Here is a 21,171-nt window from a genome sequence, read left to right on the forward strand (position 1 = left end):
AGGGTCTCTGTGGGAGGATCGGGCAGACTTAATGGACCGCGGCCGCGCGACAAGTCGGCTTTCGGAAATGCTCGGTTTCCGATTGTGAGCGGATTCGGATGCGCCGCAGGTTCGCGCCGCTCGACGTCTATAGCGTTCGCCGATTGCGCCGGCCGCGCCGTCTAGCGCCACATCCCCCGCATCCGCGCCCCGATGTCGATCTTCGGTCCCTGCGCCGCGCTGCGCGCTGCGCCCGAAGCGGCCTTCGGCCAGGCGGTGCGCTCGAACAGGTGAATCAGCTGCTCCGGGATGAAGCGGGTGCGCGAGGCGTAGACGTGGCGGTCGCCCTTGGCCGCCTGGCCGTGGGTGAAGAAGCGCTGGGGAACAACGAGGTGCAGATCGTCCTTGGCGCGCGTCATCGCGACATAGAGCAGGCGTCGCTCCTCTTCGAGCTCGGCGCTGGTGCCGGCGCCGAGATCGGAGGGCATGCAGCCGTCGACGACGTTGAGCACGAAAACCGATTTCCACTCCTGGCCTTTGGCGGAGTGGATGGTGGAGAGGATCAGATAGTCCTCGTCGCGCAACGGCGGCCCTGATTTGTCGCTGGTCGCATCCGGCGGATCGAGCGTGAGCTCGGTCAGGAATTTTTCGCGGCTGGAATAGCCGCTTGCGATCTGCTCGAGCTGCATCAGGTCGGCGCGGCGCGTCTCGGAATCCTCGTGGATGCGGTCGAGATGCGGCTCGTACCACAGCCGTACGCGCTCGAGATCGACAGGCCATTCCGAATAGCGCAGGTTCTGGGTCGTACGAACGAAGTCGGTCCAGTCCGCGCCGGTGCGCGCCGGCACCGGCAGCTGGCCCAGCGCTGTGAGCGGATCGGTGCTCTCCGCCATCTGGTCGAGCACGCGCTGCGCGGTCGCGGGGCCCACGCCCGGCAGCAGATGCAGGATGCGGAAACCGGCGACGCGGTCGCGCGGATTTTCGGCAAAGCGCAGCAACGCCAGCACGTCCTTGACGTGCGCGGCATCGAGGAATTTCAGCCCGCCGAACTTGACGAAGGGGATGTTGCGGCGGGTCAGCTCGATTTCGAGCGGACCGGAATGCGAGGAGGTGCGGAACAGCACCGCCTGGTGCTTGAGCAGCGCGCCTTGCTCGCGATTCGCCAGCACCTCCTCGACGATGTAGCGCGCCTGGTCGGCCTCGTCGTGCACGGTGACGAGCTGCGGCTTCCGCCCCGCGATGCGATCGGTCCAGAGATTCTTGGTGAAGCGCTCGCGGGCGAGACCAATCACGCCGTTGGCCGCGGCCAGCACGGCCTGGGTCGAGCGGTAGTTGCGGTCGAGCGTGATCATCTCCGCGCGGGGCGAGAAGCTCTGCGGGAATTCCAGGATGTTGCGCACGGTGGCGGCGCGGAACGAGTAGATCGACTGGGCATCGTCGCCGACCACGGTGAGCCCGCGTCCGTCGGGCTTCAGCGCCAACAGGATCGAGGATTGCAGGCGGTTGGTGTCCTGGTATTCGTCGACCAGCACGTGGTCGAAGCGGCCGCCGATTTCTTCCGCGATCAGCGCATCGCTCATCATCTGCGACCAGTACAGCAGCAGGTCGTCGTAATCGAGCACATGCTGGGCCTGCTTGGCCTCGACATAGGCCGCGAACAGGCCCTTCAGCTCGGCGGCCCAGCCACTGCACCATGGATAGTGCTGGCCGAGCACTTTCTCGATCTCCATCTCGGCGTTGACGCAGCGCGAGTAGATCGACAGGCAGGTACCCTTCGCGGGAAAGCGGCTTTCGGTCTTCGACAGGCCGCGCTCGTGCCGGACCAGGTTCATCAGGTCGGCGGAGTCTTCGCGGTCGTGGATGGTGAAGGCCGGATCGACGCCGATCCGCTCGGCATATTCGCGGAGCAGCCGCGCGCCGATCCCATGAAAGGTGCCGGCCCAGGTCAGGGCATCGCGCATGATTGCGGCGTTGTTCTCGCCCAGCACCTTTCGGGCGATGCGCTCGACCCGGCCGGCCATCTCGGCCGCCGCGCGGCGGGAAAATGTCATCAAGAGGATGCGGCGCGGATCGGCGCCTGCGACGATCAAATGCGCGACGCGGTGGGCCAGGGTGTTGGTCTTGCCGGAGCCGGCGCCGGCGATGACCAGCAGGGGGGCGCCCAATATCGCGCCGTCGGCCACGCCATGCTCGACGGCGCGGCGCTGCTCCGCATTGAGCGTGTCCAGATATGTCGCCACGAATCGCCCCGGTGAAAGGGCGAGAGTCGGCCATCCCGGCGCGAATCGCAATGCGGCTGGACGGAGCTGGAATTAGGATTTAGGGGAAGACGGCCCCGAGTTCCAGCAGCGCATGCCCGAGATGACCGAGCTCAAACCCGACCAGTTCGAGATGCGGCGGCTGGAATCGCTCAGCAACACCATCTTTGGCGTGGCCATGACGCTTCTGGCCTACGACCTGCCCAAGGCCGCGGTCTTCAGCGGCGCGCCCGACTGGAATGATTTGGCGCGGGTCTATTCCGGCAAGCTCGCCGGCTTTGCGCTCAGCTTCATCATCGCCGGTGTGTTCTGGATCAGCCATCACCGCCGACTGGCACGCCAGCCCGTCGGCAGCCGCGGCATGGTGGTCCTCAACCTGTTTTTTCTGCTCTCGATCGTGCTGCTGCCGGTGACCAACGGCCTCTATACCAATTACGCCACGAGCAGCGCGGTGGCGGTGCTCTACGGGCTGCATTTGACCACAATCGCCGGCCTCAATGCCTTGCTGTGGTGGACGATCCTGCGCGGCTGGGGCCGCGAGATCATGGCGTCCCTGTTTCCGGTTGCCGTATTCATCCCGGGCACGATCGTTGCGGCGTTCGCGCCGCATATCGCGCCCTTCGTGTGGTTCCTGGCGTTTGGCGGGCTCCTGATCCAACGCTTTTACGTCGCGCCGAACCCATCGGCCGGCACATAAAGCTTGACCGGGCGGATTTCGTAGACCGCGGTCGGATTGACCGCACGCAGCTTCCGCGCAGCCTCGATCGCCTCCTCCTCGGTGGCGCATTGGATCAGGTGGAAGCCCAGAAGCTGCTCCTTGGTCTCGGCAAACGGCCCGTCCAGCACCATGCCGGGGCCGGGGCCGCGCAAAGTCCGGGCCTTTCGGGTCTCGTCCAGGCGGGCGGCCGGCCCAAACTGTCCGCTGGCCCGCAAGGGCGCCTGAACTTCGATGACCTTGGCCACGACCGCGGCGTCTTGCTCCGGCGTCCAGGACATGACCTCGTCTTCCACATGGTAGGCCAGGATGGCGTAAAGCATCGTCACCTCGTTGTTTTCTGTACAGATCCCAAGGACGTAGCACCGCCTGCGGTGCCGACAATCCCGAAGCAAAATATTGCGCGGCCCGCAAGCGACGAAACCGTCCTGAAACCCGATTGCGCCCTTGCCGCGTGAACGCGGCCGGGAGCGGTCGCGACTGATGACCACAAACAACAAGATGTCTGCTGGAGGCGGCAATGTCGGGTCACATCATCAAGATCATCTGCGACGCGCGTCGGGCCGGACGGTCGGAGCCGTCCGATCTGCACGACCAGGCCGGCCACCACCGTTATTACGGCAGCTCGGCCGAGAATGGCGGCGAGCGGATCGCCGAGAGCCGGCGCGGCAAGCGCCCGCGCGCACTCGGCGTCTGCGGCTTCTGAAGCATCTGGTGAGACGGTCTGTCCGCGATGGACGTCCTGCAGATATCGATCGCGGCAATGCCGTTCCTGCTCGCACTGATGAGCCGGATGGGCAAGGCCATCGTGCCCTGCCTGCTGACGAGTCTCTTCACCGTGCTGCTCGGCGGGGAGCCTCACCGCGCAGTCGTGGCCTGGTGCGTCGGCATGCTGATCGCAGCCGTCGCGTTTCGCGAGCGACTTCGCGCGGGCTGATCTGCGGTCATGGCGTGGCCAGGACCTGCTTGACCAAGGCCTCACGCAGCGCCGCCAATTCGCCGCTCGCCTCCATCTGAGCGATCACCTTGCCTACCTTCGGCACCAGATCGCGATGGCGTTCATGCAGGTAATGGTAGATGTGGATCCGCTCGAGCGGCGGCGAGAGCGGGTAGATCCTGGCCTGCAGATTGAGTTTCCTCACCGCGACAAGTCCGCTGAAGAGGTCGGTGACCATCACGTCGAAGCGGTCGGCGTCGAGCATCCTGACCATGTTGTCCAGGCTGGCGGCCGCCGTGACGCGGGCCATGTCGCGCGTGCCGGCCTCCGAGGAGCCGACGCCGCGGACGATACCAATGCTGTAGTCCCTGATCGAATCCCAGCCGGCGACGTCGAACCGGAGCTTGGTCGCGAACACTGCGGGCTCGATGTAGTTGATCGCCGGCGTGACCTGGATCAGCGTCGGGTAGTCGCGCGAGAGGGTTCCGATCCGCTGGATCTCGCCGTCGACCGCGCCGGCGCTCGACAGCGCGAGCGCGCGCTTGCCGGGGAGGTCCTCGAACTCCAGCCTGATGTTGAGCTTGGCATAGACAGCCCGCAGCATCTCGCCGCCGACATATTGATCGGGGATGTCGGCAATGCGCGCCAGCCGGATCAAGTCCTGCGCCTGCGACGGATCGGCTGCGAGCAGCGACAGGCAGACGACGACTGGCCGCCACATAAGGCGTCTCCTTGATCGTGCGTTGCTACCACTGAATTCCGGTGCCTGCGCGATCTACCAGAAATGGATACTCGGCGCCGGCATCTGTTACCGCCCGCCGTGCCCGCGACTCCGGACTTTCACTGGTGTCATTCTAACACGCGGAGTGGTAGTTTGCGCCGTAATCCTGCTGCTCGGCGCAAGGCGTGACCCGCCGACCTCGATCCGCCCAAATGCCGACAGGGTGATTGCGCGCATCGGGTGACGAGGCAGGCGTCTCAACTCTTGGACCGCTCGAGACTGCAACCGGTGGACCGGAGCAGGGAGACGCCATTTCCGAGGACGTGGTGCATGGCCAACGCAGCTGACGAGGATCCCAAGCGCAGCCACGCCATCGCGCCGGCAGCTGCGAAGCCGGGCCTGACCGGCGTCGGCACCGCGCTCGCGCCTCCGATATTCGCACCGCTGCTGTCACGGCTCTTCAACTGGTCGCGCAGCGGCATCGGGCCGCGGCTGCTCGTCGCGGTGCTGCTGTTCTCCTCCGCCGTGACGCTGATGCTGACCGCGCTTCAGCTCTATCTCGATTACGATCGGGAGGTCGGGCTGATCGAGACGCGTCTCGACGAGATCGGCCGCAGCACGACCGGCAGCCTCGGCGAGAGCCTGTGGAATCTCGACCAGAACCAGCTCAGGCTTCAGCTCGACGGCATCCTGCGGCTGCCCGACATCCGGGCCGCCGAGGTGCGCGAGATCGCCGATCGCCCCAATCCGATCCGTCTTGCGGTCGGCGAGTCCAGCCCCCGCTCGGTGGTGACGCGCGACTATCCCTTGACCTACAGCGTGCAGGGCACGGCACGTGAGATCGGCGTGCTCCACGTCGAGGCGACGCTGACCGACGTCTATCAGCATCTGTTCAATCGGGCGCTGGTCATCCTGGTGAGCCAGGCAGCGAAGACATTCCTGGTTTCTCTGTTCATTATCTACATGTTCCATCTGCTGGTGACGCGGCATCTGGTCACCATCGCCGAGTTCGTCAGCAAATACAGCCTGGCGCGGCCGCCGCCGCCTTTGCGCCTGGAGCGCCGGCCGCCCCACCATGCCGACGAGCTCGACAAGGTGGTCGGCGCCTTCAACGCCATGTGTGCGAACCTCGAGCGGGCCTATGGCGAGCTGCGCGAAGCCAATGAACGTCTCGAGCGCGATCTGACCATCCGCCGGCGCGCCGAAGAGGATGCACGGGCGAGCGAACAGCGTTTCCGCGACTATGCCGAGACCGCGTCCGACTGGTTCTGGGAGACCGGACCGGACCATCGGTTCACCTACATATCCGACCGTGCCGGTGCGTTCGGCATGGACAGCGCGGCGCTGATCGGCAAGCGCCGCACCGATGCCGCGTTCGGCCGCGATGCCGAGCCCGAGAAATGGCGTGCGCACATGGCGACGCTGGACCGCCACGAGCCGTTCCGCAAGTTCGAATATCGTGGCCGCGACGCCGCCGGGCGGATGCATCATTTCAGCGTCAACGGCCAGCCGATCTTCGCCGCCGACGGACGCTTCATGGGCTACCGGGGGTCCGCGACCGACCTCACCGCGCAGCACGAGACCGAGGAGCGGCTGCGTCAAGCCCAGAAGATGGACGCAATCGGCCAGCTCACCGGCGGCGTCGCGCACGATTTCAACAACGTGCTCACGGTCATCACCGGTACCATCGAGATCATCCAGGAAGGTCTGGCAGACAAACCCGAGTTCGCCGCGATCGCGCAGCTGATCGACGATGCGGCCGCGCGCGGTGCCGAGATCACCTCGCAGCTGCTCACCTTCGCGCGCCGCCAGCCGCTGGAGCCGCGCGAGATCGACGTCAATGCCCTCGTGGTCGAGACCGCGAAGCTGCTCAAGCCGATCCTCGGCGAGCATATCGAGATCGAAACCAAGCTCGCCGACGACGCCTGGTCCGCGATGGCGGATCCGTCGCAACTCTCTTCCGCGATCGTCAACCTCGCCGTCAATGCACGTGACGCGATGCCGGGTGGCGGCAAGCTCCTCCTCGAGACCGCAAACCGCGAACTCGACGACACGAGCGGCGACGGCGAGGTCGTGCGCGGCGCCTTCGTGATGGTCGCAGTCAGCGACACCGGCCACGGCATTCCGGCCGACATCCGCGCGCGCGTGTTCGAGCCGTTCTTCACCACCAAGGGCGTCGGTCGCGGCACCGGACTTGGGCTCAGCATGGTCTACGGCTTTGCCAAGCAGACCGGCGGCACCGTCGCCATCGAGAGCGAGGAGGGGGTCGGCACGGTGATGCGGGTATTCCTGCCGCGGTCGAAGGGCGAGGCGCCGGCCAGGGCGACACCGGTTCAGCCGCTTGTCAGGGCACGCGGCCAGGAGACGATCCTCGTGGTCGAGGACGATCCGCTGGTGCAGGGTTACGTCATTGCCCAGCTCGGCAGCCTTGGCTATCGCACGCTTGTGGCCGGCGACGGCGCATCGGCGCTGGCGCTGGTCGACCAGGGCGCCAAATTCGATCTGCTGTTCACGGACATCATCATGCCCGGCGGCATGAACGGGCGGGAACTGGCCGACGCCGTCCGGCTGCGCCGGCCCGGCCTGAGAGTGCTCTTCACCTCCGGCTACACCGACAACGCGATCGTCCACGAAGGGCATCTGGATCCCGGCGTGGCGTTGCTCCGAAAGCCCTACCGGAAGTCGGAGCTGTCGGAGAAGATTCGCGAGGTGCTTGCCGGCAAGCCGCCGGCCTGAGCCGCGCGGGCGACGAAAAAGGCGCGGCGGGGAAGCCCCGTCGCGCCCGATTTCGTGCTCGCTGGTCCAGGGCTGAGAGCGCCCCGATGCCAAGCCTTCACTCAAAGCTTAGCGGGCGACCCCAGCGAGGTGACAGCGCTTGGTAAGAGACACTGGATCACCTCCTTTCGTTGTTTGTGATCTAGAAAACATAGTTGATATCATTGAGGTATTCAAGAAATTGTCCAAAGTTTTTTTGCTTGGACAAATTCAGGAAATTATCGTTTGAAATCAATGCTCATTTTCTTCAGTTTGAAATTGCAAAACAACGATTGCCCGCGCGCGCATCGCGCGAGAATGCCGGCATGCAGGATCGCGCGCGAGACTGATGTGCTGCGCGCGGAGAGTGCTGCAAAGGTGTGCTTATGATTGAGGTCGATGACAGCGACGGGCCGGGAAAGCTGCCGAAGGGAATCAAGGCTCGGCAGTCTACCAAGAAGGATGCCGCGCGAAGGCAGATTGAAACCGCTATTCGGCTCTTTCATGCGGGCGAGTGGGAATGCACGATCACGCTTGCCGCTGCCGCTGAAGGCCAACTACCTGAGCCTACTGCCAATCACCTGTTCGGGAAGATCAGAGCTAGGCGCCCCGAGGAGTTTGAGAACGAGAAGGAATGGACCACCTTTCTCAATGAGACGCGCGATTGGCTGAAGCACAATCATGACCAAGGGCCGCGCGACATCGTGAATTTTGAAGCCTTGATAATGCTCTGGCGGGCACTGACAAAGTTCTACGAGAACTTTGGGGAGGAGACCCGCGAGATGTCCGAATTTCTGCGGTGGGGACAGCAACAGGGGTACACCAAACTCAAGGGCGAGGTGTGAAATAGTGGGATGCAGGCCTCTTTATGCGATTGACGGCAACCGACCATGCTACCTTGGCGTGGGCTGATTCGCTGAGGAGCACCATTCATGCCGGTCCAGTTGCCGTATTTGAGTAGCAATAAAAACGTCCCCGTCCTCTTTGAAAAAATCGCGACCGCTAAAGTCCCAGACTCGTTTACTCACGCTTTTTTGCAAAACACGATTGGGCTGAAAAATACCAATGACCGGCCGCTGATCCCGTTTCTGCGTAACCTAGGCTTCATTGATAGCGGCAACACGCCGACGCCGAGCTATAGCCTTCTAAAGGGATCTGAGAAGGTACGGCAAACCGCTATCGCTGACGGCGTGCGCAAAGCCTATGGCCCGCTATTTGACGCCGATGAGGAGGCCTACACGCACACCGGTGAGAAGTTGCGCAACCTGATCTCTCAGGTGGCTGGTACTGACGAGGATATGACCAGCCGCATTGCAAGCACTTTCGCCGCCGTGGCCAAGCTTGGCGATTTCAAAGCTGAACCTACAAGAAAGGAAGACAAGAAAGACCCACCGCCAAAAGACCCGGATGGCGAAGGCGAGGAGCAGAACGGCAATGGCAGCCGCAAGGTCATCAAGGGTCTGCGCACTGAGTTCGTCTACAATATTCAGGTCGTCCTTCCATCGAACGCGAGTGAGGAAACCTACCTCAACATCTTCAATGCTATCCGCAAGACCTTCCAATGAGCGTCGATTCCACCGCCTCGCTGTTCATGATGCTCGGGCAGACGGCCGATAAGACCGTTGCCAAGATCGATCATGTGGTGCCGAAGGAGACGCTAACGCTATCTGACGAGATCGACCTTGCGCTGCTGGCTCCGGATAGTGTGCGTAAAGCGGTTGATGCCTCATTGGCCTATAAGCTTTTCTTCGTCTTCGAGGACTATCTGCGAGAAATGATCGTCGATGTGCTCTCGAAGGAAGGTACGGTCGCAAACTGGTTCGATCTGGTGCCCGGCGATGTGCAGAAGGAAGTCCGGGATATGGAAGCCAAGGAGGAGGTCAAAAGCTGGATGTCGCTCGGTTCGCGCGACAAGTCCGCACTCATGACACTACCGCAGCTTCTCAAAACCATCGATGAGAGGTGGAAGGAAGGTTTCGACGACCTGATCCGCGACAAAGGCCTTATCCAAGAGGCTCGCCTGCTGGTCCATCTCCGGAATACGATCTGCCATATGAGCACTATCCCGGAAGAGGAATTGGCTCGGATCAAGCAGACCATGCGGGATTGGTTTCGGGTGGTCGCGCCGTGAATAGCATGTCTTGCGCGCGAGATTGAAAAGGTCGTGATGACGTCATCGATCCCGGGGGCGCTAAGCGGGCATTCGATCGCAAAAAAGGCTGGGCTGTGCCCCGCGTGCGCCACGCCTTCAGTGCACCTCTGCGCGGAGGTAGCGGTTCAAGACAATTCTGGAAAGCGGAATTGAGCGTTTGGACAATTTTTTCAATAGCTTAGAAAAAACAACAAAAAGCTTGTTGGACAATTTCGCCAGATTAACGCGCAAAAACAACGACTCCAAAACCGCCTTTCGTTGGTTTCGGAAGACCTCAATATAGGGGGCATTGCCGGCGCTGTTAAGGGCCGGCGGGTCCGGAAGGAACCAGGGCGATTCGCAGGGCTGAGGACATACCGGAAAGCGGCGTCCTGAGCAGTTGAGACCGCCGCCCGGCCGTGTTAGGGAGCCCGTAGCGCGGGTGTAGCTCAATGGTAGAGCAGCAGCCTTCCAAGCTGAATACGAGGGTTCGATTCCCTTCACCCGCTCCAGTGTTTTCAATGACTTATTGGACTTGCCAGTTTCCGTTCCGACGAGTCGGCTGAATCCATTCCGACAAGCTTCCGCTTTCTGGCTACCCGCTTGCGCTGCTTGGCGCGCTCGATCTGCGCGTCATGCTTGGCCTCGTCGCCGTGATGCAGCTCGTGCGCCATCGCTTTGGTCGATGACCATTGACGCTTGAGCTGGCCGCTCCTCCAGAATTCGCTTCACCGAATGCGAGCATCGTCCGCACCTGACCGTGCAACCCAGGCAGTCGTAGACCTGTGCGGCCGAGCACAGCTCGTCGTCGGTCGAAACGAGCGCGCCCCTGATGTCGTGATCGCTGATGATGTTGCAGGAACAGACGATCATGCCGGATTCCGTTGTGTGATGCGTCGCGCGGCGTGGAGCCTGACGGCGGCGATGGTGGCGTCAGCGATGGCACGGCCGCGGTGGTCCGTTCCGGTCCATTGGGCGTCGCGGCCGCGCGGGTCGATCTCGAGCAGCTTGACGCCGGCCGGAGCCTCGCTGCCATCGCGGGCGATGCCGCGCAAGATGCCGTCGCGGGGTGCGAGCACCGGTACGCCGGAGAGGTGGCCGAGCACGAGATCCTTGTAGACGCGGGCGCCGATCTCGATCGGTGTGTGCCAGCGCCCCGCGCACCGCGAGTAGACAAAGCGCTCCGCGCCGACATCGCCCAGGGTGCTCGCAACGCCGTCGGCCGGGTCTGTCCAGCGCTGTTCAGCGACGAGTCCGATCCTTCCGGGGCGCGTCTCCACCGCGAGGTCGCAATTGAAGTTCGACGAGAACCCGGGGCCGAGACCAATAGTCAGCCGGGCCAGCCGTCTGAGGTCGGGCGTGATCCGACGCTTCTGAAGACGCGCATCGATGAGGAGGTCGATTTGGCGGACGGGAAGAAGGTCGAGCAGGCCGAGCCAGGTGACAAGGATTCGCGCCGGCCGGCGCAGGGCCTGGTAGACCTGCATGCCGTCATCCGCGCGTTCGGCAACGATGTCCTCGAGTCGCGCGGTGTCGGTGAAGAGGGCGTCGTGGAAGGCCATCTTGCGGCGGATCACCGGCGGATCCGGATCATGCGACAGCACCACGCAATAGCCGGCGCGCACGAGTCGGAGGCCGACCGCGGATGCGATCTCATTGGTGCCGAGGATAACAGCAAAGAGTCGTTGGTCGTTCGGCTGGGGCATTTGAAACCACTTTTGCAGGAAAAGGGCAGCAAGACAGGGCTCGAATGAACGTCGATACGGGAAGAGCAAGAGCCGGGCCATTTGGAACGATTGAAAAACAGCTCTCAACTGCCGATCAACGTTCACGAAGAAGGAGCGCACCGGGACGGCGTTGCTTGGTCCGAAACTCAACGCTCGCCTGTTGCAAATCTTTCAACGTGTCGCGAAGCGGACACCGCGCCCCAAAAACCATAATGATTGGCCGGCAAAGCGTGGCCCAAATCCTGCAAAGTTGCTCCTGTTGTCATCGTATGGCGCCCGCCGGGGCGCGGTGAGGAGCTTTGCGTGACGCTCGATCTGCTGGACCGCGACGGCGCGCCGGGCGACGCGTCGGCCCCCGATGTTGCCCTGTGCCCGTTTCACGGCGACAAGTCGCGCGCACAGCACGGCGCGCGGAAAACGCTCGTGTTGACCGGTGCGTCGCGGGGTATTGGTCACGCCACGGGAAAGCTGTTCTCCGAAGCCGGCTGGCGGATCATCACCTGCTCGCGGCAGCCGTTCGATGGTGATCGATGCCCGTGGGATTCGGGAACGGATAGCCACGTCCAGGTCGAGTTGAGCGACCGTCGCGCGTTGCCGCGCGCGGTCGCGGAAATCAAGGAGCGGCTCGACGGCCAGCCGCTGCATGCGCTGATCAACAATGCCGGCATCTCGCCCAAGGCCGCCGACGGCAGCCGGTTGAACTCGCTGACGACGCCGGTCGAAACCTGGATGAGCGTCTTCCACGTCAACCTGCTCGCGCCGATCCTGTTCGCCCAGGGCTTGGTCGAGGAATTGAAGCTGGCGTCCGGCTCGATCGTCAACGTCACGTCGATCGTAGGTTCCCGGGTTCACCCATTTGCCGGCAGCGCCTATGCGACGTCGAAGGCGGCACTTGCGTGTCTGACCCGCGAGATGGCGCACGACTACGCACAGTTTGGAATTCGCGTGAATGCGATCGCTCCCGGGGAAATCAAGACGGACATCCTGTCGCCGGAGACCGAAGCGCAGCTGGCGCCGATCATCCCGTTGCATCGTGTCGGCACGCCCGACGAGGTCGCCAAGGTGATCTTCTTCCTGTGCTCGGATGCGGCAAGCTACGTCACAGGTGCGGAAGTACCGATCAACGGAGGTCAGCACGTGTGATCAAGCGGCAGGCGTCGATCGCCAAAGAAATTTTGTCGATTTGCGCTGGATCAATGCGGCGAACCCGCTTTCGCGCGTGACCCCCGTTCCGGCGGCAATTTCCGCGAGACGGATGACAAAGCGTGCAAGCGCGACGGAATCTTTTTGCAGCGATGCTGACAAGTTGAGCGCGACTCGTGACCGGTCTTCTGCTTGAAGAGGGCGGCAATCTCCTTGGCGGCATCGGTGAAGTTGGCGGCCACGGCGACGTTGGTCTGTGCGGCCTGCGCCTCGGCGAATGCGAGCAGCAGCCCTGCGGCGACGGCGATCGTGCGAAACAGCTTCATGATGAACTCCAGCGGACGGCAACGCCTCCGCGCGAGCCCGATTGCTGCGAGGCGCCGGCCAGCGAGAGCTCAGCAATTGGCGTGCCGGATGGATCCGGGGATTCTGGTGTGCGCCTTGCAGGAATGAGCGTCAAAAGATGGGCGTTCCCGCTGCTTGCGGCGGCGGGGCCGGCGGTCCGTGTCGGGTTTGCGACAAAGTCGTCGGCAAGCCGACACCAGTGAAAGGAAGCACGCCATGGCAATCGTTGCATCGCGCGCCGAGCTCGAGCGTCTGCTGGAAGACGATGTGCCTTATGGCGACCTCACCACCGAGGCGCTCGGGATCGGCACGATCGAGGGCGTCATGCAGTTTGCTGCGCGCTCGCCGATGGTGTTGGCGCTCGTCGAGGATGCCGCCGCGATCATCGCGCTCGCCGGCTGCGAGGTCGAGCTGTTCGCCGCGTCCGGCGCGGCACTGGAACAGGGCGCGCCGATCCTCGAGGCGCGCGGTCCGGCCGCCGGCCTGCTGCGGAGCTGGAAGGTCGCGCAGACCTTGATCGAGATCTGGTCCGGTGTCGCCAGCGAGACGCGCGCCATCGTCGACGCGGCGAGGGCGGTCGCCCCGCAAATTGCGGTTGCCTGCACGCGCAAGAACGTGCCGGGCACCAAGCGATTTGCAGTGGCGGCCGTCAAGGCCGGTGGTGCCGCCATGCATCGGCTCGGCCTGTCCGAGACCGTGCTGGTGTTTCCCGAGCACCGTGCTTTTCTCGGCGAGCTGCCGCTGTTTCAGGCGGTCGAACGCTTGCGGCGGGCGGCACCGGAAAAGAAACTCGTGATCGAAGTCAAGACCGCCGATGCTGCCCTTGCCGCGGCAGTCGCCGGCTTCGACGTGATTCAGGCCGAGAAGTTCTCGCCGGCCGAAGTCGCTGCCCTGGTCAAGCGCATCGCTGCCATGGCTTACACGCGTGCCCGTCCGATCATTGCCGCGGCTGGTGGGATCAATGCGGCAAATGCTGCGGCCTATGCCGAGGCCGGCGCCGATGTCCTGGTCACGTCGTCGCCCTATCTGGCGAACCCCCGGGACGTGCAGGTGCGGATCGTGGCCACCGACGCAGCTGTGGTCCGTTCATGCCAAAACCTCAGTTCAGCCGTCGCCTGAACTGAACCTGCGGCGGCATGCTCGGTCGCGGGACACGGAGGGGCCGATCGGTCGGATCCAGAGTCGAGCCTGATCCAGATCAATTCGGCGCGGATCGGATGGCCTATCTGTCGGTCGTATCTTGGAAAGAATGCGACATGACCGACAAGCCGATCCATTGGACTCCGGATCTCACGCTGCCGACCTCAAAATCCACCATGCAGCACTTCACCGCAAATGTCGGCGGCGACCGCCTGGAGATCGACGCCACTCCCTGGGGCGAGGCCGATCTCGCCGTCAACGGTCAATCGATCGCTCACATCGAGACGGCGCCGAGCGCCGGGGATGCGTTTCGGGCGCTCGAGACGATCGCCGAAGATTTCGAGGCCGGCAAGAAGGCCGGCGGTGACCGGCGCCTGGATCAGGCGATCGAGGATGACGACGTCCGCCAAAGGCTGGGCCTGACGCGCCTCTTGGGCGGTCGCGATCAGCGAGACCGCTGATATCGCCGCCGCGCAATCCGCGCGGGTTAGAGCGGAGCGACCCGGATCCTCTAGGAACCATCGCATTGAGTACGAGTTGGCCGGTCGGGCAGGACCGAAAGTCACTCGAGGCCGACCGTGCAGGACGACGTGCGCGTCACGGCCGCGCATCCGCAGCTGACGCAACGTTAAGCCCGCCGGCGCGTTATCGGGCGAACGGTTTCTGAAACTCAGGAGTGGACAATGGGCCTTGCTCAATATGCCATCGTACCGGTGCAGGACGAATGGGGCGTGCTGCACGACGGCAACGTCAGGAGCAAATACGCCACCAAGGAAGCTGCATTCGAATCGGCGGTCGCCGCAGCGTCCCTCGCGCTTCGTGAGGGGCATGAAGTCCATGTCAGCGTGCCCGGCCGCGAAGCCGGCGACAACGCACTTGGCGTCTAGAGCCGGACCGCGGAGTAGCATTGGCAGAGGGAGACCGCGATGACCAAGCCCCGCGAGCCCAACGGCGTCGAGCCATCCCGCTCCGAGGACGACATCCAGCGCGACCAGCTGGGTCCTCGCGGCGTGCCCGGTGCGCCAGATCCGGCCAGGATGACCCCGCAGCGCGACAAGAAGACCCCGAAGCAGGTCGATCCCGGCCACACCGCGTGATGCGGTCTGCTCTGCGGCTAGCGCCGCGGTGCCATTCGGAACCGACATTCCCGTGACCTCAACCGGCAGGTAAGAGAGGCTGCCGGCGCGATCTGCGCCCGGCAGGCAGGCGACGTTTGGAATGCGCTTCTTGAAATCTGACGGCAGGCTGATCGGCGTCCTGCTGGTGCTCGCCATCACGCAGCTGATCGGATGGGGCACGATCGGGCTTCCCGCTATCGTCGGACGCGATCTCGCCGCCGATCTCGGCATGAGCCTGCCGGCGGTATTCGCCGGGACATCCGTTCTCTACGTCTCGATGGGCCTGTGCGCGCCGTGGCTCGCCCCATCGTTTGCACGTCATGGCGCACGGACGGTCATGATGGTCGGCACGGTCGTCACCGCGCCGGGCTTTCTGCTGCTGTCCCTCGCGCGCGAGCCGATGCTGTATTTCGCCGCCTGGATCGTCCTCGGCGTCGCCGGCAGCGCCACGCTGTCGACCGGCGCCTATATCATGCTGAACGAGATCGCCGGCCGGCAGGCCAAGAACGCGATCGGGGCCTTGATGCTGGTGACGGGCCTGTCCAGCAGCATCTTCTGGCCGACCACCTCGTTCCTGAGCGGTCATCTCGGCTGGCGGGGGACGTGCCTCGTCTATGCCGCGATGCTGCTCCTCGTCAGCCTGCCGCTTTACGCGTTCGTCGCGCCACGCCGGAAGATCGTGGCGGATGATGCTGGCGAGCCGGTCAAGCCACGGCCGTCGCCCGCAATTCCGAGGAGCACTTTCGGCCTCGTCGTCGCCGCGATCACGCTGAACGCCTTCGTCAATTTCGGCATCGGCGCCATCCTGATCGAGCTCTTGAGGGCGGAGGGGCTGGCGCCGGCGCAGGCACTGGCCTTCGGCTCGATGCTGGGCGTGATCCAGGTCAGCGCCCGCGGGCTGGATCTGCTCGGCGGCGGGCGGTGGGACGGGATCACGACAGGGCTCGTCGCCGGCACGGCGCTGCCCGTGGCCATGCTGCTGTTGATGCTGAGCGAGGGCGCGACCTGGGCGGTCGCGGTCTTCATCCTGCTCTACGGCGCCGGCAGCGGCGCGATGGCGGTGGCGCGGGCCACCATCCCGCTCGTGTTCTACGACCAGGCCGAGTTCGCCAAGGCGATGTCGATGATCGCGCTGCCGCTCAATCTCGCCTCCGCGATCTCGCCGCCGCTCCTCGTCGGCCTGCTCACGCAGTTCGGCAGCCGCGGCGCGCTCGGTCTCACGCTGGTGTTCTCCTGCGCCACGGTGCTGATCCTGGTCCTGCTCGGACGGCGGCGGCCGCGGGCGCTGGCGGCCGTGACCTGAGCCAATATTCGCGGCGCGGAAAGTGCTGATGGCAATGGCCTCTGTGCCCGGCAGGAGATAGCCGCATGCCGCCAGTGCAGTGCTCAGCGCGCCAAAATGGTGGTATCGGCAGGGGCGCAGGCCGCGTCGAGCCGCCGCGCCAAGATCAGTTCCCCGGAGGAAATCGACATGTCGGCCTTGCCGCTCTCAGGCATCAAGATCCTTGACCTCACCCGCGTGCTGGCCGGGCCCCTGTCGGCCCAGATGCTGGGCGATCTCGGCGCGGAGGTCATCAAGATCGAGCGGCCGGGCACCGGCGACGACGCGCGCGCGTTCGGGCCGCCTTATTTGACCGACCCCGAGGGCAGGGCCAACAACAACAATTCCTTCTACCTCTGCGCCAACCGCAACAAGAAGTCGGTCACCGTCAACATCGCCAAGCCGGAGGGGCAGGCGATCATCCGCGAGCTGGCCAAGGACGTCGACGTCTTCATGGAGAACTACAAGGTCGGCGATCTCAAGCGCTACGGCCTCGACTACGAGACCATCAAGGCGATCAACCCCGGCATCATCTATTGCTCGGTGACCGGCTTCGGCCAGACCGGGCCCTATGCGCCGCGCGCCGGCTATGACGCCATCCTGCAGGCGATGGGCGGCCTGATGAGCGTCACCGGGCACATGGATGGCGAGCCGGGCGAGGGCCCGATGAAGGTCGGTCCGTCCATCGTCGACTACATGACCGGCATGAATACCTCGATCGGCATTCTCTCGGCGCTCTACCACCGCGATGCCAATGACGGGCAAGGACAGCACATCGACGTCTGCCTGTTCGACACCGTGATCGCGTCGCTGTCGCACTGGCTGCAGATCTACCTCGTCAACGGCAAGACGCCGCCGCGCCGCGGCACCTGGGGCAACGGCGGCATGCCGGCCGGCGTGTTCCGCTGCACCGACGGCGAATTGATGCTGGTGGTCGGCAATGACGGCCAGTTCCAGCGCACCTGCGCCGTGCTCGGCGAGCCGGAGCTGGCGAACGATCCGCGCTTCCTCAGGAACAACGACCGTGTCGTGCACGGCAAGGAGATCATGGCGATCTTCGCCGGCCTGTTCCTGAAGCAGCCGGTGGCCTATTGGCTGGAGAAGCTGGAGGAGGCCGGCGTGCCCTCGGGTCCGATCAACAATTTCGAGCAGGTGTTTTCCGATCCGCACGTGCAGTCGCGCGGCATGCGGGTGAAGACGCAGCACAAGTTCGAGCCCGAGCTGTCGCTGATCCGCAACGCGCTGACCCTCTCGGGCACCCCCATCACCGAATACCGCGCCCCGCCGCTGCTCGGCGAGCACACCGAGGAGGTACTTGGCGGCAAGCTCGGCTATGATGCGGCGAAGATCGAGCAGATGAAGCAGCAGGGGATCATCTAGCCCCACTGAAGCGGCGCTTGCCCTCTCCCCCTGTGGGAGAGGGTGGCTCGCCGCAACGCGGCGAGACGGGTGAGGGGTATCTATCCTCCCGAATAATTTCGCGAGCGGAGAGATACCCCTCATCCGGCGCTTCGCGCCACCTTCTCCCACAAGGGGAGAAGGGAAGAAGGGAAGAAGACGGCGAACGCGCGGGCGATGCGCGGGCTGGCCTGAGGCTTGCGGGCAATCCCCAGATAAGTGCGGTCCGTAGTCGCACAGGCTTCCGCTTTGCGCGGGACTCTGGTTCGATCTCTCCAGTTGGGTCCGGGAGGGAATTGCATGTCCTACACGATCGGGTTTCAGGCCAGGAACCAGAAGTCCATTCTGGCGACGGAGGCGGCCACCGCCAATCAGGCCGTCGCCATCATTGCCGCGCTGCGGCAGAGTGCCGACGAAATAAAGTTCATCCGCTCGCCGCAGGAGGGCGAAATGGGCATCGAGATGCTGCTGCTGCTCGCCAAGGAAGAGGCCGAGGAGATGCCGCAGCGGGCGTAACCCGCCGTTACAGTCACACTTCGGTCAGAAGCGAAGCATGCCGGCTGCAGAATGATGTAGTCAGGCTCACGTTCTCGCTTGAACCGAAAGTGACGCCCATGAAACGCGAAGCGCTCCGTGTCGAGCCGATCTCGACCTTTCTCGATCGCGTGAAAGCGCCGACCTCGCCGGTGACGCGCGCCGGCAACATGATCTTCGTCTCGGGCCTGCCGCCGTTCGACCCGAAGACCGGCAAGATCGCCTCCGCCCCGATCGAGCGGCAGAGCGAGCGCGTCATGGAGCAGATGAAGCTGTGCCTGGAAACGGCCGGCGCCTCGCTCGACAACGTCATGAAGTGCAACGTCTACTGCACCTCGACCAGACACTTCGCCGCGTTCAACGCGGTCTACGCCCGCTATTTCCCGCAGGATCCGCCGGCGCGCATCTTCGTCTGCACCCCGGAATGGTTCGGCCCCTTCGACGTCGAGATCGACTGCATCGCGATGATGTGAGGCGCTGAAAGTCCCCATGGTCGCTGCGGCCATCCTTCGAGACGCCCGCTGGGGCGGGCTCCTCAGGATGAGGCTGGAGTACGCGGCGATAGGTTCCGCGAGCAAAAATGCGGGTTCAGCCTCATCCTGAGGAGACCGCAAAGCGGTCGTCTCGAAGGACGAGGCGCGTGCTCTACCGAGCTCATGGGTTACCGCGCCGCCACCCGCGGCGGCGCCTTCGTTTCCGCCTTTCCCGCCGTCAGCGCCATCGTCGCCACGCTGACCACGCGCGCGACCACGTCCTCGACGTCGTCGAGATCGCATTTGCCTTCCGACAGTTTGGTCAGCCGCTCGCTCTCGCGGATGGTGTGATGCGCCATCGCGAGCGCGAAGTTGAGGCCCCAGTAGACATCGACGTCGCTGCGCTCGGGCAGGGCGCGGCGCATGGCGCCGGCGAATTTCCGCAAATGGTCGATCTCGCGGTTCTTGATGCGGCGGATCGGCGGCACGGATTCGATCGAGGCGCGGATCATGAAGCGCGCCGCGGTCGAGCGCTGGTTCTCGGGCCCGAGGCAGCCGCGCAAGGTCGGCCCGACCAGCGCGCGCAGGATCACCTCGATCGGCGCGCGGCCGCCGCCTTGCTCTTCCGCCGCCTTCAGTTCGCGCAGGCGCTCGCGGTTGGTCGCGATCGAGCGGGTGACGAACAATTCCGCGATCAGCTCGTCCTTGGAGCCGAAATGATAGTTCACCGCCGCCAGGTTGACGCCCGCCTCCGCGACGATGTCGCGCAACGTCACGTCGCTAAAGCCGCGGTCGGCATAGAGCCGTTCGGCGGCGGTCAGGATGGCGGACCTCGTATGATCGCTGGCCATTATTGGGACACCTCGTCATTCCGGGGCGCGGCGCCGTCGCGAACCCGGAATCTCGCGCCACGATCTCGGGATTCCGGGTTCGACGCTTCGCGTCGCCCCGGAATGACGCTTGGGGGTGCAAAGCAGTCGAGGGAGTTGCAATTCAAACAGTTGTATGAAACTATCGTTTGAAGGCCGGAGATGTCAATCCGCAATCGGGACTCGTTCGCAACGCGATGGGTGTTCCGAAGCGTCCGCAAGCCCGCGCTTGCGGGCCGCACGCAACGGGAGGACAGTCCGGCGCAAAACAGCCCCGCGAAGCACAGTTCGCAAAAAGAGAGACGAGGAGCGTCCCATGGATTTCGATCTGTCCCCCAAGCAGAAGGAATGGCTCGACCGCGTGCGGTCCTTCATGGCCAAGCACGTGCGCCCGGCGGTGCCGATCTACGACCAGCAGGATCACAGCGGCGAGCGCTGGAAGGTGATCCCGATCCTGGAGGACCTCAAGAAGAAGGCGAAGGCCGAAGGTCTCTGGAACATGTTCATGCCGCCGTCCGAGCATGAGGACGACGAATTCCGCGGCGCGGGACTGACCAATCTCGAATACGCGCTGCTCTCGGAGGAGATGGGCCGCATCAGCTGGGCCTCGGAGGTGTTCAACTGTTCCGCGCCCGACACCGGCAACATGGAAGTGTTCATCCGCTACGGCACCAAGGAGCAGAAGCGCAAATGGCTGCGCCCGCTGATGGACGGCGAGATCCGCTCGGCCTTCCTGATGACGGAACCGGCGGTCGCCTCGTCCGATGCCACCAACATCGAAACCCGCATCGAGCGCGACGGTGACCACTACGTCATCAACGGCCGCAAATGGTGGTCGTCCGGCGTCGGCGATCCCCGCTGCAAGATCGCGATCCTGATGGGCAAGACCGATTTCAAGGCGGCCAAGCATCAGCAGCAGTCGCAGATCCTGGTTCCGCTCGACACCCCCGGCATCAAGGTCGAGAAGATGCTGCCGGTGTTCGGCTTCGACGACGCGCCGCACGGCCACGCCCAGGTGCTGCTGGAGAACGTGCGTGTGCCGAAGGAGAACATCCTGTTAGGGGAAGGCCGCGGCTTCGAGATCGCGCAGGGCCGGCTCGGTCCCGGCCGTATCCATCATTGCATGCGCACCATCGGCAAGGCCGAGGAGGCGCTGGAGAAGATGGTGAAGCGTCTGTCCTCGCGCACCGCCTTCGGCAAGAAGATCGTCGAGCACTCGGTGTGGGAGCAGCGCATCGGCGAAGCCCGCACCAACATCGAGATGACACGGCTGCTGTGCCTCAAGGCCGCCGACATGATGGACAAGGTCGGCAACAAGACCGCGCAGGCCGAGATCGCCATGATCAAGGTCGCAGCGCCCAACATGGCGCTGAAGATCATCGACGAGGCGATCCAGGCATTCGGCGGCGCCGGTGTCTCGGACGAGGCGGGTCTTGCCAAGGACTACGCCCACATCCGCACGCTCCGTCTCGCCGACGGCCCGGACGAGGTGCACAATCGCGCCATTGCCAGGCTCGAGGTTCGGAAGTATGCAAATTCTCCGAGTCACTAAGCACGGCGGAGAGCGCTGACCGCGCTCTCCCCACCGTCATTCCGGGGCTCGCGAAG

24 protein-coding genes and 1 tRNA gene are annotated in these 21,171 nt (G+C 64.2%); 18 read left to right on the top strand and 7 right to left on the bottom strand.

What is annotated here, in order from left to right:
- Nucleotides 1–161: 161 nt before the first annotated feature.
- On the bottom strand, nt 162–2,219 hold the full coding sequence (locus tag D6B98_RS16600) for an ATP-dependent helicase (protein WP_126258045.1): 2,058 nt from the start codon (nt 2,217–2,219) through the stop codon (nt 162–164).
- Nucleotides 2,220–2,340: 121 nt separating this feature from the next.
- Here D6B98_RS16600 and D6B98_RS16605 point away from each other — a divergent pair, with 121 nt between their 5' ends.
- Nucleotides 2,341–2,934 (top strand): TMEM175 family protein, encoded by a 594-nt coding sequence (locus D6B98_RS16605; RefSeq protein ID WP_126258046.1) that lies wholly within the window; start codon nt 2,341–2,343, stop codon nt 2,932–2,934.
- Here the strand turns inward: D6B98_RS16605 and D6B98_RS16610 are convergent.
- A complete protein-coding gene (locus D6B98_RS16610; RefSeq protein ID WP_126258305.1) occupies nt 2,901–3,275 on the bottom strand; it encodes a YciI family protein in 375 nt (124 codons plus the stop codon). The two genes, D6B98_RS16605 and D6B98_RS16610, sit on opposite strands and share 34 nt — an antisense overlap.
- Nucleotides 3,276–3,472: 197 nt before the next feature.
- Between D6B98_RS16610 and D6B98_RS16615 the strand changes: the two genes are divergently transcribed.
- Both D6B98_RS16615 and D6B98_RS16620 read left to right on the top strand, forming a co-directional pair.
- Nucleotides 3,473–3,658 (top strand): hypothetical protein, encoded by a 186-nt coding sequence (locus D6B98_RS16615; protein ID WP_126258047.1) that lies wholly within the window; start codon nt 3,473–3,475, stop codon nt 3,656–3,658.
- A 27-nt stretch (nt 3,659–3,685) separates the two neighbouring features.
- A complete protein-coding gene (locus D6B98_RS16620) occupies nt 3,686–3,889 on the top strand; it encodes a hypothetical protein (RefSeq protein ID WP_126258048.1) in 204 nt (67 codons plus the stop codon).
- Between the two features lie 7 nt (nt 3,890–3,896).
- Here D6B98_RS16620 and D6B98_RS16625 read toward each other — a convergent pair whose 3' ends face one another.
- Nucleotides 3,897–4,610, bottom strand: a complete 714-nt coding sequence (locus tag D6B98_RS16625; RefSeq protein ID WP_126258049.1) for a substrate-binding periplasmic protein — start codon at nt 4,608–4,610, stop codon at nt 3,897–3,899.
- A gap of 330 nt (nt 4,611–4,940) precedes the next feature.
- Between D6B98_RS16625 and D6B98_RS16630 the strand changes: the two genes are divergently transcribed.
- The 5 genes from D6B98_RS16630 (at nt 4,941) to D6B98_RS16650 (ending at nt 10,007) form a co-directional block, all read left to right on the top strand.
- The gene (locus D6B98_RS16630) at nt 4,941–7,346 is read left to right on the top strand and encodes an ATP-binding protein (RefSeq protein WP_126258050.1); all 2,406 of its coding nucleotides are present in this window, start codon (nt 4,941–4,943) and stop codon (nt 7,344–7,346) included.
- A gap of 404 nt (nt 7,347–7,750) precedes the next feature.
- Nucleotides 7,751–8,209, top strand: a complete 459-nt coding sequence (locus D6B98_RS16635) for a hypothetical protein (protein ID WP_126258051.1) — start codon at nt 7,751–7,753, stop codon at nt 8,207–8,209.
- An 87-nt stretch (nt 8,210–8,296) separates the two neighbouring features.
- Nucleotides 8,297–8,929, top strand: coding sequence for a DUF5343 domain-containing protein (locus D6B98_RS16640; RefSeq protein WP_126258052.1), 633 nt, complete (start codon nt 8,297–8,299; stop codon nt 8,927–8,929).
- Nucleotides 8,926–9,495 carry a Swt1 family HEPN domain-containing protein gene (locus D6B98_RS16645; RefSeq protein ID WP_126258053.1) on the top strand — a complete coding sequence of 190 codons (570 nt, stop codon included), beginning with the start codon at nt 8,926–8,928 and terminating at the stop codon, nt 9,493–9,495. Before D6B98_RS16640 ends, D6B98_RS16645 begins: the two co-directional genes overlap by 4 nt.
- 438 nt (nt 9,496–9,933) lie before the next feature.
- Nucleotides 9,934–10,007 (top strand) — tRNA-Gly (locus tag D6B98_RS16650).
- A 121-nt stretch (nt 10,008–10,128) separates the two neighbouring features.
- Here the strand turns inward: D6B98_RS16650 and D6B98_RS16655 are convergent.
- Nucleotides 10,129–10,368 carry a (2Fe-2S)-binding protein gene (locus tag D6B98_RS16655; protein ID WP_126258054.1) on the bottom strand — a complete coding sequence of 80 codons (240 nt, stop codon included), beginning with the start codon at nt 10,366–10,368 and terminating at the stop codon, nt 10,129–10,131.
- Nucleotides 10,365–11,201, bottom strand: coding sequence for a xanthine dehydrogenase (locus D6B98_RS16660; protein WP_126258055.1), 837 nt, complete (start codon nt 11,199–11,201; stop codon nt 10,365–10,367). The genes D6B98_RS16655 and D6B98_RS16660 overlap by 4 nt, the downstream gene beginning before the upstream one ends.
- Before the next feature lie 336 nt (nt 11,202–11,537).
- Here D6B98_RS16660 and D6B98_RS16665 point away from each other — a divergent pair, with 336 nt between their 5' ends.
- The gene (locus D6B98_RS16665; RefSeq protein WP_245481413.1) at nt 11,538–12,365 is read left to right on the top strand and encodes an SDR family NAD(P)-dependent oxidoreductase; all 828 of its coding nucleotides are present in this window, start codon (nt 11,538–11,540) and stop codon (nt 12,363–12,365) included.
- 50 nt (nt 12,366–12,415) lie between these two features.
- Here D6B98_RS16665 and D6B98_RS41955 read toward each other — a convergent pair whose 3' ends face one another.
- A complete protein-coding gene (locus D6B98_RS41955; protein ID WP_430644567.1) occupies nt 12,416–12,691 on the bottom strand; it encodes a hypothetical protein in 276 nt (91 codons plus the stop codon).
- A gap of 235 nt (nt 12,692–12,926) precedes the next feature.
- Between D6B98_RS41955 and modD the strand changes: the two genes are divergently transcribed.
- The 8 genes from modD (at nt 12,927) to D6B98_RS16705 (ending at nt 18,694) form a co-directional block, all read left to right on the top strand.
- A complete protein-coding gene (gene modD / locus D6B98_RS16675) occupies nt 12,927–13,829 on the top strand; it encodes a ModD protein (RefSeq protein WP_126258057.1) in 903 nt (300 codons plus the stop codon).
- Between the two features lie 137 nt (nt 13,830–13,966).
- Nucleotides 13,967–14,311 carry a hypothetical protein gene (locus tag D6B98_RS16680; RefSeq protein ID WP_126258058.1) on the top strand — a complete coding sequence of 115 codons (345 nt, stop codon included), beginning with the start codon at nt 13,967–13,969 and terminating at the stop codon, nt 14,309–14,311.
- A gap of 222 nt (nt 14,312–14,533) precedes the next feature.
- Nucleotides 14,534–14,737 carry a hypothetical protein gene (locus D6B98_RS16685; RefSeq protein WP_126258059.1) on the top strand — a complete coding sequence of 68 codons (204 nt, stop codon included), beginning with the start codon at nt 14,534–14,536 and terminating at the stop codon, nt 14,735–14,737.
- A 39-nt stretch (nt 14,738–14,776) separates the two neighbouring features.
- Entirely contained in the window at nt 14,777–14,947 is a 171-nt protein-coding gene (locus D6B98_RS39950) for a hypothetical protein (RefSeq protein ID WP_164718666.1), read from the top strand.
- 121 nt (nt 14,948–15,068) lie between these two features.
- A complete protein-coding gene (locus D6B98_RS16690) occupies nt 15,069–16,271 on the top strand; it encodes an MFS transporter (protein ID WP_164718667.1) in 1,203 nt (400 codons plus the stop codon).
- A gap of 168 nt (nt 16,272–16,439) precedes the next feature.
- The gene (locus D6B98_RS16695; RefSeq protein ID WP_126258061.1) at nt 16,440–17,669 is read left to right on the top strand and encodes a CaiB/BaiF CoA transferase family protein; all 1,230 of its coding nucleotides are present in this window, start codon (nt 16,440–16,442) and stop codon (nt 17,667–17,669) included.
- Nucleotides 17,670–17,987: 318 nt separating this feature from the next.
- The gene (locus D6B98_RS16700; RefSeq protein ID WP_126258062.1) at nt 17,988–18,203 is read left to right on the top strand and encodes a hypothetical protein; all 216 of its coding nucleotides are present in this window, start codon (nt 17,988–17,990) and stop codon (nt 18,201–18,203) included.
- 98 nt (nt 18,204–18,301) lie between these two features.
- Nucleotides 18,302–18,694 carry a RidA family protein gene (locus D6B98_RS16705; protein ID WP_164718668.1) on the top strand — a complete coding sequence of 131 codons (393 nt, stop codon included), beginning with the start codon at nt 18,302–18,304 and terminating at the stop codon, nt 18,692–18,694.
- Nucleotides 18,695–18,882: 188 nt separating this feature from the next.
- Here D6B98_RS16705 and D6B98_RS16710 read toward each other — a convergent pair whose 3' ends face one another.
- The gene (locus D6B98_RS16710) at nt 18,883–19,545 is read right to left on the bottom strand and encodes a TetR/AcrR family transcriptional regulator (protein ID WP_126258064.1); all 663 of its coding nucleotides are present in this window, start codon (nt 19,543–19,545) and stop codon (nt 18,883–18,885) included.
- Nucleotides 19,546–19,879: 334 nt separating this feature from the next.
- On the opposite strand from D6B98_RS16710, the gene D6B98_RS16715 reads away from it, so the two are divergent.
- A complete protein-coding gene (locus D6B98_RS16715; protein ID WP_126258065.1) occupies nt 19,880–21,115 on the top strand; it encodes an acyl-CoA dehydrogenase family protein in 1,236 nt (411 codons plus the stop codon).
- Nucleotides 21,116–21,171: the final 56 nt, after the last annotated feature.

The sequence above is a fragment of the Bradyrhizobium sp. LVM 105 genome, from assembly GCF_003957705.1.
In the GTDB taxonomy this organism is placed as follows: domain Bacteria; phylum Pseudomonadota; class Alphaproteobacteria; order Rhizobiales; family Xanthobacteraceae; genus Bradyrhizobium; species Bradyrhizobium frederickii.

Bases quoted from the DNA above. Each gene is read 5' to 3' on its own strand.
- D6B98_RS16605 (WP_126258046.1), top strand. From the start codon at position 2,341: ATGACCGAGCTCAAACCCGACCAGTTCGAGATGCGGCGGCTGGAATCG.
- D6B98_RS16610 (WP_126258305.1), bottom strand. From the start codon at position 3,275: ATGCTTTACGCCATCCTGGCCTACCATGTGGAAGACGAGGTCATGTCC.
- D6B98_RS16615 (WP_126258047.1), top strand. From the start codon at position 3,473: ATGTCGGGTCACATCATCAAGATCATCTGCGACGCGCGTCGGGCCGGA.
- D6B98_RS16620 (WP_126258048.1), top strand. From the start codon at position 3,686: ATGGACGTCCTGCAGATATCGATCGCGGCAATGCCGTTCCTGCTCGCA.
- D6B98_RS16625 (WP_126258049.1), bottom strand. From the start codon at position 4,610: ATGTGGCGGCCAGTCGTCGTCTGCCTGTCGCTGCTCGCAGCCGATCCG.
- D6B98_RS16630 (WP_126258050.1), top strand. From the start codon at position 4,941: ATGGCCAACGCAGCTGACGAGGATCCCAAGCGCAGCCACGCCATCGCG.
- D6B98_RS16635 (WP_126258051.1), top strand. From the start codon at position 7,751: ATGATTGAGGTCGATGACAGCGACGGGCCGGGAAAGCTGCCGAAGGGA.
- D6B98_RS16640 (WP_126258052.1), top strand. From the start codon at position 8,297: ATGCCGGTCCAGTTGCCGTATTTGAGTAGCAATAAAAACGTCCCCGTC.
- D6B98_RS16645 (WP_126258053.1), top strand. From the start codon at position 8,926: ATGAGCGTCGATTCCACCGCCTCGCTGTTCATGATGCTCGGGCAGACG.
- D6B98_RS16655 (WP_126258054.1), bottom strand. From the start codon at position 10,368: ATGATCGTCTGTTCCTGCAACATCATCAGCGATCACGACATCAGGGGC.
- D6B98_RS16660 (WP_126258055.1), bottom strand. From the start codon at position 11,201: ATGCCCCAGCCGAACGACCAACGACTCTTTGCTGTTATCCTCGGCACC.
- D6B98_RS41955 (WP_430644567.1), bottom strand. From the start codon at position 12,691: ATGAAGCTGTTTCGCACGATCGCCGTCGCCGCAGGGCTGCTGCTCGCA.
- modD (WP_126258057.1), top strand. From the start codon at position 12,927: ATGGCAATCGTTGCATCGCGCGCCGAGCTCGAGCGTCTGCTGGAAGAC.
- D6B98_RS16680 (WP_126258058.1), top strand. From the start codon at position 13,967: ATGACCGACAAGCCGATCCATTGGACTCCGGATCTCACGCTGCCGACC.
- D6B98_RS16685 (WP_126258059.1), top strand. From the start codon at position 14,534: ATGGGCCTTGCTCAATATGCCATCGTACCGGTGCAGGACGAATGGGGC.
- D6B98_RS39950 (WP_164718666.1), top strand. From the start codon at position 14,777: ATGACCAAGCCCCGCGAGCCCAACGGCGTCGAGCCATCCCGCTCCGAG.
- D6B98_RS16690 (WP_164718667.1), top strand. From the start codon at position 15,069: ATGCGCTTCTTGAAATCTGACGGCAGGCTGATCGGCGTCCTGCTGGTG.
- D6B98_RS16695 (WP_126258061.1), top strand. From the start codon at position 16,440: ATGTCGGCCTTGCCGCTCTCAGGCATCAAGATCCTTGACCTCACCCGC.
- D6B98_RS16700 (WP_126258062.1), top strand. From the start codon at position 17,988: ATGTCCTACACGATCGGGTTTCAGGCCAGGAACCAGAAGTCCATTCTG.
- D6B98_RS16705 (WP_164718668.1), top strand. From the start codon at position 18,302: ATGAAACGCGAAGCGCTCCGTGTCGAGCCGATCTCGACCTTTCTCGAT.
- D6B98_RS16710 (WP_126258064.1), bottom strand. From the start codon at position 19,545: ATGGCCAGCGATCATACGAGGTCCGCCATCCTGACCGCCGCCGAACGG.
- D6B98_RS16715 (WP_126258065.1), top strand. From the start codon at position 19,880: ATGGATTTCGATCTGTCCCCCAAGCAGAAGGAATGGCTCGACCGCGTG.